8 protein-coding genes are annotated in these 12,036 nt (G+C 57.0%); 5 read left to right on the top strand and 3 right to left on the bottom strand.

The features are described 5' to 3' along the window. Positions 1–217, top strand: a 217-nt coding sequence (locus tag FRY97_RS22430; protein WP_170254683.1) for a hypothetical protein, incomplete at its 5' end; no start/stop codon positions are given. 13 nt (positions 218–230) lie between these two features. Here the strand turns inward: FRY97_RS22430 and ftcD are convergent. Next, positions 231–1,922 carry a glutamate formimidoyltransferase gene (ftcD, locus tag FRY97_RS15500; protein ID WP_147168470.1) on the bottom strand — a complete coding sequence of 564 codons (1,692 nt, stop codon included), beginning with the start codon at positions 1,920–1,922 and terminating at the stop codon, positions 231–233. A gap of 274 nt (positions 1,923–2,196) precedes the next feature. Here ftcD and FRY97_RS15495 point away from each other — a divergent pair, with 274 nt between their 5' ends. Further along, positions 2,197–3,294: a nitric oxide synthase oxygenase gene (locus FRY97_RS15495; protein WP_147168469.1), complete on the top strand. Its 1,098-nt coding sequence runs from the start codon at positions 2,197–2,199 to the stop codon at positions 3,292–3,294. Between the two features lie 203 nt (positions 3,295–3,497). Next, positions 3,498–4,478, top strand: a complete 981-nt coding sequence (locus FRY97_RS15490; protein ID WP_147168468.1) for an extracellular catalytic domain type 1 short-chain-length polyhydroxyalkanoate depolymerase — start codon at positions 3,498–3,500, stop codon at positions 4,476–4,478. A 246-nt stretch (positions 4,479–4,724) separates the two neighbouring features. Here FRY97_RS15490 and FRY97_RS15485 read toward each other — a convergent pair whose 3' ends face one another. Beyond that, on the bottom strand, positions 4,725–6,260 hold the full coding sequence (locus FRY97_RS15485; protein WP_147168467.1) for a bifunctional GNAT family N-acetyltransferase/carbon-nitrogen hydrolase family protein: 1,536 nt from the start codon (positions 6,258–6,260) through the stop codon (positions 4,725–4,727). 238 nt (positions 6,261–6,498) lie between these two features. Here FRY97_RS15485 and FRY97_RS15480 point away from each other — a divergent pair, with 238 nt between their 5' ends. Both FRY97_RS15480 and pbpC read left to right on the top strand, forming a co-directional pair. Continuing rightward, positions 6,499–6,978 (top strand): hypothetical protein, encoded by a 480-nt coding sequence (locus FRY97_RS15480; RefSeq protein WP_147168466.1) that lies wholly within the window; start codon positions 6,499–6,501, stop codon positions 6,976–6,978. Beyond that, positions 6,978–9,335, top strand: a complete 2,358-nt coding sequence (pbpC, locus tag FRY97_RS15475) for a penicillin-binding protein 1C (RefSeq protein WP_147168465.1) — start codon at positions 6,978–6,980, stop codon at positions 9,333–9,335. Before FRY97_RS15480 ends, pbpC begins: the two co-directional genes overlap by 1 nt. Before the next feature lie 762 nt (positions 9,336–10,097). On the opposite strand, the gene FRY97_RS15470 is transcribed toward pbpC, so the two are convergent. Beyond that, complete coding sequence (locus tag FRY97_RS15470) at positions 10,098–12,029, bottom strand: histidine kinase (RefSeq protein ID WP_147168464.1); 1,932 nt, start codon at positions 12,027–12,029, stop codon at positions 10,098–10,100. Positions 12,030–12,036: the final 7 nt, after the last annotated feature.

The raw sequence follows: 12,036 nt of genomic DNA, 5'->3' as shown, positions 1-12,036 counted from the left end.
CTTTATCAACTTTGAGCTGCGCGGTGCCCGCCCTGCCCCCGATGGAATTTTCCGTATCCTGGATGCACAGGGGCGGCTTTTGCAAAGCATCCCGGCACGGGAGGCCCCGGGCACGGTAGTGGTGCCCGTGCACGATTGGGCAGCGGGCGCGTATGTGGTGCAGTACCTGGAAGGCGGGCAGCTCAGGGCGGTGGAGCGGTTTGTGAAGGTGGAGTGAGGGCAGCGCCCCATCACGCCACATGCCGTTCCACCAACGCAATCACCTCCTGCTCAAGGGCATCCGCTTGCCGGGCCATATCCGCTGCAGCCTTCAGTTTTGCCTCCACCCAAGCTTTGTCCTCGATATCGCCGGCATTGATGCGCACATTGAGCCAGGCACCGTGCACGGCGGCCCGTGCACAAAGGGCACCTACGCCTGCATCGCTGGCAGAATTGGGGTTGCCGGCCTCAGCCATAGCCTTGCATAGAGAAAAGCAAGCCAACGCCTGCTCCATCGTCCGGAAAGGGACTTCTGTAGCATATTTCGTAGCCGCCTGCATAGCTTCCCGACGAGCAGCCTTCTCTTCTTCTGTACCTTTAGGCAAGCGTACAGCATCAATGATCGCATTGAAAGAGCGGGTATCCTCCTCCACCAGGTCAAGCAGGGCGCGGCGTATGCGCTGCCCTTCCTCTGCATAACCACTGAACTCCTCCCAGCGGTCGTCCCATACCCGGCGATGAGCAGAAAGATTGGCGACCATAGTGCCAAGCGATGCCCCAAGTGCTCCCACATAAGCTGAAACAGAGCCTCCTCCGGGCGCAACGCTCTCGGAGGCTGTCTCCTCAGAAAATTGGCTCAGCCGCATATCCAAAAGGGGCGTAGGCCGGTCAGCAGCGAGCTGATACTCAATGATCTTTTGCTGTGGGTCGAAAGGGCCGAGCTCGTCCAAGCCCATAGACTTGACCGCGATTTTGATGACCTCAGATTCTGGTATGCCCAGGGAGCGGCGCTGCTTGCGCAGAAAATAGTAGCCAGCGTCTAGCATGACCTGCAAAGGGACCAGCCCCACGAGTTCGGAGCCTGTCACACGGAGCCCCCGCTCGTTTGCGCTTTCGTAACAGGCCTCGTAGGCCATATGGAAGGGCGTTGCCCGTATATCAGTCAGGTTCATGGAAATCTGGGCTACGCCATACTCCTCAATGAACCAGCCGATGGCCTTCACGGCTTTGCAGCGCCCCGGCTCCCTTACCGGATTGCCCTGCTTGTCCTTTACAATTGCCCCATTGACTTTTCCGCCTTCGCGCTTTATGCGGCCTTTTTCCCGCACATCAAAGGCAACGGAATTGGCTCGGCGTACCGAGGTCGTATTGAGGTTGACGTTGTAGGCGATCAGAAAATCCCGGGCACCGATGGCGGTAGCCCCTGCACGGGCATGGAAAACAGCAGGCCCATAATCCGGCTTCCATTCGGGCTTGCCCAGTTTATCGGGCAAAGCCTCGTATTCGCCCGCCCGGACGGTGGCCAGGTTGCGGCGCTCCGGGCGGGTAGCTGCATTTTCGTAAAGGTAAACCGGTATAGAGAGCTCCTGCCCTACCCGCTCTGCCAGGCGGTGCGCCCAACCCGCTACCTCTTCCATGGTAATGCCAGAAATAGGGATGAGCGGGCAGACATCGGTAGCGCCCATTCGAGGGTGCTCCCCTTCGTGCTTGCTCATGTCTATCACTTCGGCCGCGCGGCGTATCGCCTGGAAAGCAGCCTCAACGACAGCTTCCGGGCCGCCTACAAAAGTCACTACCGTACGGTTGGTGGCCTTGCCGGGGTCTACATCAAGCAGCTTAACGCCTTCCACTTGCGCTATGACGCTGGTAATCTCTTTGATGACGGCTGGGTCGCGCCCCTCGCTAAAATTGGGCACACACTCGATCAATGCTTGGTTCTGCATGGTTTTAGTTTTGAATTGCTGGAATAGGGCTATTCAATGTGGTAGCCGGCGGGCAGCCGCTGCTGCCCCTTAGCCTTGGCACACAATTGGCCAATATGGCCATTTGATGAGGCCGAAAAATAAACTTTTCAGGGCGGAGGGCTATTATTTTGGGGATAATATTACCCAAAAGGCAGCAGATGCAGCGGTGCAGCCCCTCCGCTAGCCCTATCGAAAGTACAGCACAAAAACTATGCATTTATCGACACCCTTGCCAGAACCGCACCAAAAATGCATGGCAGAAGCCAGCAAGTTCCTCCGCTTGTTCGCAAAAGAGCAGCAGCATACGGAGCATTGGCTCGGTCAACGCCTGGCCAATGTAGCAGAAGAGCTAGACGAAACAGGTGCTTACCGGCTCACTACCGAAGAGCTGGCCTTCGGGGCTCGCGTAGCTTGGCGCAACGCTACGCGCTGCATCGGCAGGCTGTACTGGAAAAGCCTGCATGTGTTCGACCGCCGGGAAACCACTACTGCAGAAGGCGTTTTTGAAGCCCTCTGCGAACATTTGTCCTTCGCCACCAACGGGGGCAACATCCGCTCTGCCATTTCCATCTTCCCGGAAGCCCGCCGGGGCAAGGCCCCTGTCACCATCCACAACCATCAGCTGATCCGTTATGCTGGCTATAAGGACGACGCCACGGGGCTCGTCATTGGCGATCCGGCCAGCGTAGGCTTTACCCGGTTTTGTGAAGCATTGGGCTGGAAAGGGAATGGCACGGCGCACGACATCCTGCCGCTCGTGGTGGAAACAGCTGGACACCCCCCGGCCTGGTTCGAATGGCCGGAAGCGATCACTTTGGAAGTCCCCATAGAGCACCCTACCGAGCCGGGCATCACTGCCCTTGGCATGAAGTGGTATGCGGTGCCTGTGATCTCAGATATGCGGCTGGAAATAGGCGGCATCAGTTACCCGGCAGCCCCGTTCAATGGCTGGTACATGGGCACCGAGGTGGGCGCGCGCAACCTGGCGGATGCTGGGCGCTACGATATGCTGCCCAAGGTGGCAGCAGCCTTGGGCCTGGATACGGCTCACCACTTTACCCTCTGGAAAGACCGGGCACTGTTGGAGCTCAATACGGCAGTGCTACATTCCTTCCGGGAAAATGGGGTGAAAATGGTCGACCACCATACTGCCGCCGAGCAGCATGAGCACTTTGAGCGCATCGAATGCCGCCACGGGCGGAAAGTAACCGGCGAATGGGCTTGGCTGATCCCCCCTATGTCCCCCGCCGCTACCTCTATTTTCCACAAGGAATATGATGCTACAGTGCTCAAGCCCAATTTTTTCTACCCCGAAAAAGAAGCCCGTGGCTGCCCTTGGTCAATGGGGTAAAACCCTACACCCCAGCTATCCCCAAACCCCTAAATAAAAAGGGGCTGCCTTCGGCATAGCCACTTTACTTTAAAAAACAACACCTTAAGTCCACCCCTTTCATCCACGCGATTTGAGCATTGGCAGCCCTCCAACTAGGGCTACAGCAGGAAGGATTGTGTATTTTCTGCCTGCAGAAGCCATCACCAAATACCACGCAAGGCATGAAACTCCTGACTACCATCTTATTATTGGCCGCTACCGTTGCTACTTGCAGCCCGGCCGAAAATGCCCCAACCCCCGCCTCTGGCGATATGCAGGAAATAACTGATTTTGGAGACAACCCCGGCCAACTGAAAGCCTGGCAATACCTGCCGGAGGGCCTGCCGGAACAAGCAGCCCTAGTGGTTGTGCTTCACGGCTGTGGCCAAAACGCAGCCGAGATGGCCCGCCTAACCGGCTGGAACGCCCTCGCTGCGCAGCAGGGGTTTGCCGTGCTCTACCCAGAGCAACAGGCCTCGAACAACATACAAAATTGCTTCAACTGGTTTCAACAACAAGACATCACCCGCAGCAATGGCGAGAGCCAATCGATTTGGCAGATGGTCTCCTATATGCTGAGCAACTACAATATAGCCCCCAAGCGGATCTACCTCACCGGCATGTCGGCCGGTGGCGCAATGAGCAGCGCCCTTATGGCCGCTTATCCTGACGTCTTCAGCGCAGGCGCCGTACAGTCTGGCGTGCCTTATGGCGCTGCTTTTGACCTGGCCGCTGGCTTTCAGGCCATGCAGGGGCAAGTGTCCAAGTCGCCCGAGGCTTGGCAGGAAGCCGTTGCCAATGCCTACCCCAGCTATGAGGGCGCTTACCCCAAAGCTATGATCTTTCACGGTACAGATGATGCCATCGTGAATGCGCAAAATGCAGAAGAACTGGCCAAACAATGGGGGGCAGTGCACCAAACTGGCCGTACGCCGGCAGCGATAGACACCACGTTTGCCGGGAACCCCGCTGTGCGCCGGCTGAGCTACCAGGAAGCAGGTGGGGAAGAGCGGGTCGTACGCTTTGATATTGAAGGATTGGGGCACGCCATGGCAGTAGACCCCGGAGAGGGGGAGCAGCAGGGCGGAGAAACTGGCCCCTTCGCTAAAGATGTAGATTTCTACGCTACCTACTGGATCGCCCGCTTCTTTGGCTTGCTGTAGAACAAAGAGCGCACTCGCCCTGCTCGGGCCCAAACTAAAAGATGGCTTATGCTTTCCGGGCTTTGGGCTGGCATTGGCCTAGCGCTGCGCAGGGGTGGTAAGCCCGATAGGGCCGAGCGGAAAGCGAGCCCCGTAGCATAGCGGCACCTGCCCGCTGCCCCCTCCTTGCGGCAGGGGCAGGCCCCACACACTATGTAGGGGCAGGCCCAAAAAACGGACAGCCTGGCTAGCGCCCACAACTTGCCCTTACCGCTTCAGTTTTACTTCATATAGATCTTTCCTGCGGTCCTTCAAGGTATTGACGCTGCCATACTCGTGGAGCTCCTTGAGCAGCTCTAGGTTCACGTCGGCAATGACTGTCATCTCAGTGTTGGGGGTGGCTTCAGCCCGCACTGCATTGGTAGGGAAGGCGAAATCAGATGGCGTGAATATGGCAGATTGGGCGTAATTGATGTCCATATTATTCACCCTGGGCAAGTTGCCCACAGCCCCGGCAATAACCACATAGCACTCGTTTTCTATAGCGCGGGCCTGCGCGCACAGCCGCACCCGGTTGTACCCGTTTTGGGTATCGGTCAGGAAAGGGACGAACAGGATCTGCATGCCTTGGTCTGCATATACCCTTGCCAGTTCGGGGAATTCCACATCGTAGCAGATCAGGATGCCCACTTTCCCACAATCGGTATCGAACACTTTGAGCCGGCTGCCGCCTTTCATCCCCCAGGCGTCCCTTTCTGAAGGGGTGATGTGGACTTTCTGGTATTTCTCCCAAGTGCCATCCCGGCGGCAAAGGTAGGAAACATTGTAGAGGTGCCCATCTTCCTCCACCTTGGGCATGCTGCCGGTGATGATGTTCACGTTATAGCTTACCGCAAACTCCGTGAACTTCTCGCGCAGGGCATTGGTATACCCGGCCAGTTCGCGGATAGCGCGGGCCTCCCCCAAATGGTTGTAATCAGCCATGAGCGGGGCTTCGAAAAACTCCGGGAACAGGATGAAATCAGACTGGTAATCGCTGACGGCATCCACGAAGTACTCGACCTGCCGGATGAGCGCATCGAAGTTGGGGAACAAGCGCATTTGCCACTGCACGATCCCCACCCGTATGGTCGTCTTCGTAGCGTTGATCAGTTTTTCCTCCTCTTGGTAGTAGATGTTGTTCCACTCGAGCAGGGTGGCGTACTCTTTTGAGGCTTTATCTTCTGGAAGATAGTTTTTCAAAATCTTACGGACGTGAAAATCGTTCGACAGCTGGAAGGTGAGCGTGGGGTCATAAATCTCCTTGAGCTTCACCTGATCGATATACTGCCGTGGCGTCAGCTCTTTGGCATACTCCCTGTATTTGGGGATGCGCCCCCCGGCAATGATAGAACGGAGGTTGAGCGACTCGCAGAGCTCTTTGCGGGCATCGTACAGCCGCCGCCCCAGCCTCATGCCCCGGAAATCGGGGTGCACAAAAAGCTCTATCCCATAGAGCACGTCCCCCTCCGCATCGTGTGTGGAGAACGTCTCCTGCCCGGTAATGAGGGAGTAGGTGTGTTTATCGCCGTATTTGTTGTAATCGACAATGATAGAAAGCGCACAGGCCGCCACCCGGCCTTCCACGACCACACAGAGCTGCCCTTCCGGGAAAATATCCAGCAGCTTTTTGATGGCGTCCCGGTTCCAGTGCGTCACCCCCCCTCCGGAATAAGCTTGGATCATGGCCTCTTTAAGGCCGATATAATCTTCGAGCGTGAGGTTCCTCAGCTCGATTTTCTTAGTCATTACAGTCTCTTCCATGGTCTTGGTTTGTCCATTCCTATAACATCGGGGCGAATATCGATGTTTGCTGGGAGAAAATAATAGCCCCCGCTGTTCCGCGAAAGCGGCTGCCCGCCTTGCCAGGCAGCCCTCCTGGGCTTGAAGGCGCAAATTGTCAGCCGATACACCATAGGAAAGGCAAATTCGCGTTACCTTGTTGTAGTGGGCTGGCTCAGCCCGTAATTGACATTACCATCCATAATACCCTGCGACTACCATGAAAGTTAATTCCATTCTGCCCCTACTGCTTTTGTTTTGCACAGCCCACCCCTTGTTCAGCCAAAGCGCTGAAAGCCTGGCAAAAGCCCTTCAGTCTGTTTTGGGCCAACCGGAAGTAGAAGAAGCCCTCCAAACCTATTGGCCGGAAGGCACCGCTTTCCACCTCCGTGCCGACGAAGGGCAGAGCCGGCTCAAGAGCAGCTTTTCGCAAGCTTTTACAGCTTTGCAGCCTGGGGATGTGGAGACACCGCAAGGGCGGGCCTTCAACCCTTTGTTCCCAGGAGAGGAAAGCCAGCTGCCGGCAGAATCCAGAGACTGGGGCATCATCGACTTGGGGGGCACATTCCGGGGCGATGTGCTGTCCCTGCATTTTTTTGCCACCCTACCGGGCGGGCGTCAGCAGATGCTGGGCAGCTACGTGCTGCGCCAGAGCGGTGGCAGCTGGGCCATTGAGCAACAACAGTTCAGTATCCGATAATGAAAGGGCGAGCGGTATCATGGCTGCGGGGGCACCCACGTACGGTGCTGTTTTTTTTTGCCGTGCTGCTGGGCTGGTATGCCTTTTCTTTGCCACGCCCGCTGTTCCGCCCCCCGTACTCCCTGGTACTGGAAAGCCAGACAGGCACCCTGCTTGGCGCCCGCATAGCCAAAGATGGGCAATGGCGCTTTCCTGTGCCGGAGGAGCTGCCGCCTAGCTTTACCGCAGCATTGGTTGAATTCGAAGACCGGCGTTTTTACCGCCATCCGGGCATCGACCCTATCGGCCTAGGGCGCGCTTTGTGGCAAAACCTGAAGGCTGGGCGGGTCGTCAGTGGAGGCTCGACCCTTAGCATGCAGGTCATCCGCATGTCGCTTGGCAACCCGCCGAGGACGGTACTCCGGAAAATACAGGAGCTCATCCTGGCCACGCGGCTAGAGCTCAGCTACTCCAAACAGCACATCCTGCAGCTGTATGCAGCACATGCCCCGTTTGGAGGCAATGTAGTAGGCCTGGAAGCTGCCGCTTGGCGGTATTTTGGCAAGCCGCCTGCCCTCCTCACTTGGTCAGAGAGCGCTATGCTAGCTGTTTTGCCCAATAGCCCCGGGCTGATCCACCCCGGCCGCAACCGGGCGGCCCTGGCCGCCAAACGAGACCGCCTGCTGGAGCGGCTGTGCCAAGCTGGCTACTTCAGCCAAGCCGACCTGCAGCTTTTCCGGCAAGAGCCCCTGCCCGAAGCCCCCCGGCCGTTGCCACAATATGCCCCCCATCTCCTCAGCAGGCTACAGGCCGATGGCAGGGAAGGGCGCATCACAAGCACCATAGATGCCGTTTTGCAGCAGCAGCTTACCGAGCTCGCCGCCCACCATCAGTCGGTCATGCGGGCCAATCAGGTGCACAACCTGGCTGTACTGGTTTTGGATACCGAGACAGGAGAAACCCTGGCTTACATCGGCAACGCCCCCAATGCCGGGCAACCGCACAGCGAGGATGTAGACATCATCCCTGCCCCGCGCAGCACCGGCAGCATACTAAAGCCTCTTCTGTACGCGTACAGCCTACAGGAAGGCCTTATCCTGCCCTCCACCTTGCTGCTCGACATCCCTACCCGGTTGAGCGGCTACCAGCCTGAAAACTTCCATGAAGACTACGATGGCGCTGTCTCTGCAGAACGGGCCTTGGCCCGGTCCTTAAACGTGCCCATGGTAAGGCTGCTGCAGGATTATGGGCTGGAAAAGTTCCACCTGCGGCTGAGGCAGCTCGGGCTCGGGCACATCCGCTACCCTGCCAGGCACTATGGCCTGCCCCTTGTCTTGGGCGGGGCGGAAGCCTCCCTATGGGAGCTGACAGGCATCTATGCCAGCATGGGGCGCACCCTGCTCCATCAATATGCGCACAACGGCTGGTACACGCCCTCCGATTTCCGGCCTGCAGTTTTCGAGCCTGCCCCCCTGCCAGAAAGGCCGCTTCAGCAGGAGCCTGCCCCAATGAGCGCAGGGGCCGCCTGGCTCGCCTTTGAAGCGATGCAGCACTTGGAACGCCCTGGGGCAGAGGGGCAGTGGGAGGCTTTTTCTTCCAGCCGGAAGATTGCCTGGAAGACAGGCACGAGTTTCGGCTTCCGGGATGCCTGGGCAATAGGGGCCTCACCCCGGTATACGGTTGGCGTTTGGGTGGGCAATGCCGATGGGGAGGGGCGGCCGGGCCTTGTGGGGGTGCGTGCAGCAGCCCCTTTGCTTTTTGAGGTGTTCAACCGGCTGCCAGCTGCTGAGGGTTGGTTCCCGCCACCGTGGGACGCCCTCCACCCGGTGCAAGCCTGCAGGCAAAGCGGGTATGCGCCTTCGCCACACTGCCCTGTGGATACGGCCTGGGCAGCGGCGCCTCTCTTGAAGACAGGTGCCTGCCCTTACCATCAAGTGCTGCACCTGGAGCGGGATAGCAGGCTCAGGGCTCATGCCGGATGCGCCCCTGCAAGTATGCTGATACCGGAGCCTTGGTTTTTGCTCCCCCCTGCAGCAGCCTATTTTTACCAAAAGCGCAATCCAGCTTATGCCCCTCCTCCTACATGGGCCCCGGGCTGCAAAGACGGACAGGACGATAACATGGCTTTGATCTACCCGCAGCACCCCGCAAGGGTAAAAGTGCCTGTAGATTTGGACGGGCAGCCATCAAAGGTGATTTTCTCTGCCGCACACCGCTTCCCCGGGCAGACGGTATATTGGCACCTTGACGAAACCTACCTGGGGGCGACTACCACCTTCCACAGCATGGAACTGTCGCCAAGCCCGGGCCATCATCTGCTCACCCTTGTAGATGAGGGCGGGCAAACGCTGCAGCAGCCTTTCTTTGTGCTTGAGTGAGCGCCTATCCATGCGCAAGGCCGGATAAGCTGCTGAGCCTCCCTAAGAGATGTTGGGATGTTGGCCTTCTAGCCGAAAACCGGAGTTTAGCCAAGTCCCGCTTTTTATGCACAAAAGCGGGAAGGATTTTCGGGGTAAAGTATGAGCGAAAAAGTGTCCCGCTGTCTAGCGGGATAGACCGATTACTAAAGCCCCAACAAGAGGACAGGATGGGAAGTGAAGGCAAAAAAAACTCCTACATCAGGGGAGGTTGAATCAGATGTAGGAGCACTAACATACTATGAGAAAACTACACGCTCAAAGATAACCCGGCAGCACTTGCCATTCGCGCCAAGTTAGGAAACGGGTGGGTGGGGCAGCATTGTGGCGGAAACAAAGTAGAAAAAGGTAAATGTGAATGGCAGGAAATAAAGGCAGGCCTAAAAATCAAAAAACCTGCACCGGGATAGGTGCAGGAGGTTCAAACAAACATACTATGAGAAAACTTTGAACAAAATAATACATTCAACCGGGAGCTGCACTGCCCATTCTGCTTACGGTGGAGGTGCAGGAGTAAACGGCAGGAATGGTTGAACAAACGGTACTTGCAAAGCAGCGCAAACCAAGTGGCCGTTCTTTTAAGGGGGCCTGCACCTGCCCGCGAGCAGGTGCCGCTATGCTCCGGGGCTCGCTCTTCGCTCGGCCCTAACGGGCTTACCACCCCTACGCAGCGCTAGGCCAGCACAAACGCCTGCGACATTTTAGTTTATCCCCTTTGCAAAGTCAGGATATTTTGCCCAGGTTGATCTCGCGTATCGGGATGAGGATTTCCACCCGTGTCCCCTGCTCCTTGCCCCCGCTCTCTTCAGCCAGGTCAATGGTGCGGACAGATTGCTCGTGCCCCCGTGCTTTACGTAAGATACGCAGCCGTTCCTCTGTAATGGAAGTGCCCCGCGAGCGGTGGTTTTGGTACCGGGGGTCATTGAGCTTCAATTGCCGGGCTTTATTGAAGCCTATGCCGTTGTCCTCCACCCTGCAAAGGATGGTCTCCTCGTCATAGAGCAGGAAGAGGATTTTGATCATGCCATCGCTGCGAGTGCTGAGCCCATGCTCAATGGCATTTTCCACATAGGGCTGAATGATCATGGTAGGGACCCCCAGTATATCTTCTTCTATTTCCTCATCAATGATGATTTCGTGGTCGAGGCGGTCGTTGAAACGGAGCTTTTCATTGATATAAAGGTACTGCTCGAGGAATTGGATTTCCTCTTCTAGCGAGATGACCTCTTGATTGGAGTACTCTAGGCTCTGCCGCATAAGCTGTGCAAACTTGGCCAGGTACTTGGTAGCGAGGTTGACATCGTGGGAGGTGATATAGTTTTGGATGGAATTGAGGGCGTTGTACATGAAGTGAGGGTTCATCTGAGCGTTCAGCGCTTTGAGCTGAAGCCCGGTCGCCTGCAGCTGCAGCATTTCGGCTTCCTGCCGTTTCTTTTCTGCCTCGTACTTGGCCTCGATCTCCCTTTGGCGGTCCTGATCAGAGTTGGCTATCTGCTCCTCGCGGTACCGGTCGTAGTGCGCAAAATGGGAATAAGCCTTTTCGAAGTCGCCCCGGTCCGCAAAATAAGCCGCCGTGCTTTTGTGAACGGTAGCCAGGTACTCTGGGTTCTGCTCCGCCTGTGCATGCTGCAGGGCGATCCTCAGTGCCTCTTCTGCCTTTGCATACTGCTTTAGCTCCGTGTAAATCTGGCTCCGCCAAAGATCGATTTTCATCTGGTTCTCCGCCATATCCTCCTCCCGCTGCCGGTAAGTCTGCTCTGCCCGGTCAAAAAGGCTGAGGGCGTCGCCATAGTCGCCTTTTTCCATGGCGCAGTACCCGAGGTTGGAATAAGCGAAAGCACGGGCGATCTCGCTGCTGTCGTCCGAAATTTCAATGGCCCGGCGGAAGTAAGCTTCAGCAGTTTCCTGATCATTGAGGCTCATGTAGCCATTGCCAGCATTGACGTAGTGCCAAGAAAGGCGTGCATGTAGCGCTTTGTTTTCACAAATAGCTACTACCCTGCCGTAAGCCGCAGCGCTCTTTTCCCGTTCGCCGCTGAGCTCATACACCCGCCCAAGGCCGGCTTGTATCAAAGAGAGGAAGTAGTAGTCTTTCAGAGCCAGCTCCCCAAAGCTATTGAGGAGCTGATCAGCCCGGAGCAGGGCTTCGACCGCCCCGGAATGATCGCGGGAGTAAAGCCTGACGAACCCTTCTCTGCACATCAGGCGCGACTCCAGCCTTGAATCCGGGAAGCTTTTGAGCAGGGCCTCCGCCTTTTGGATGTAATCAATGGCGCGCCCCATGTCCCTGAGGTTGATGCACACCCCTACAAAGTCGATATAAGCGTCTATCTGTTCGCGGGCGGTGCCCCGCTCCTCCACCAGCTTGATGGCCTGAAGGATGTGCTCCTGAGCCTCCTCGTACTTGTTGAGCTGATTGGCTACCGTAGACGCCAAAAGGTGATAATTGACCAGGATGTCTTTATTGGACTCCCCCTCCAAAATACCGCCCAGCTCTTCCAGCAGCTCCTCGGCACGCTTGACGTTGGTATAGGCATACCGGGAAAGGAGCTTATCGAGCAAAAGCAAGCGCTGCCGGCTGTCAGCCTGCTGCTTCAGCTTTTCCTCCAGCGCTAAGGGCTGCAGCTCGTCCGGGTTGGGGTTGTCATAAAACATAACCTCT

Origin of the sequence: Phaeodactylibacter luteus, assembly GCF_007993045.1 — a bacterium.
In the GTDB taxonomy this organism is placed as follows: Bacteria; Bacteroidota; Bacteroidia; order Chitinophagales; family Saprospiraceae; genus Phaeodactylibacter; species Phaeodactylibacter luteus.
Note: the sequence above shows the minus strand (reverse complement) of the source record. Positions and strands in the feature narration are given on the sequence as shown.

Excerpts from the sequence above, each read along its gene's own strand:
- ftcD (WP_147168470.1), bottom strand. The coding sequence starts at position 1,922 with ATGCAGAACCAAGCATTGATCGAGTGTGTGCCCAATTTTAGCGAGGGG.
- FRY97_RS15495 (WP_147168469.1), top strand. The coding sequence starts at position 2,197 with ATGGCAGAAGCCAGCAAGTTCCTCCGCTTGTTCGCAAAAGAGCAGCAG.
- FRY97_RS15490 (WP_147168468.1), top strand. The coding sequence starts at position 3,498 with ATGAAACTCCTGACTACCATCTTATTATTGGCCGCTACCGTTGCTACT.
- FRY97_RS15485 (WP_147168467.1), bottom strand. The coding sequence starts at position 6,260 with ATGGAAGAGACTGTAATGACTAAGAAAATCGAGCTGAGGAACCTCACG.
- FRY97_RS15480 (WP_147168466.1), top strand. The coding sequence starts at position 6,499 with ATGAAAGTTAATTCCATTCTGCCCCTACTGCTTTTGTTTTGCACAGCC.
- pbpC (WP_147168465.1), top strand. The coding sequence starts at position 6,978 with ATGAAAGGGCGAGCGGTATCATGGCTGCGGGGGCACCCACGTACGGTG.
- FRY97_RS15470 (WP_147168464.1), bottom strand. The coding sequence starts at position 12,029 with ATGTTTTATGACAACCCCAACCCGGACGAGCTGCAGCCCTTAGCGCTG.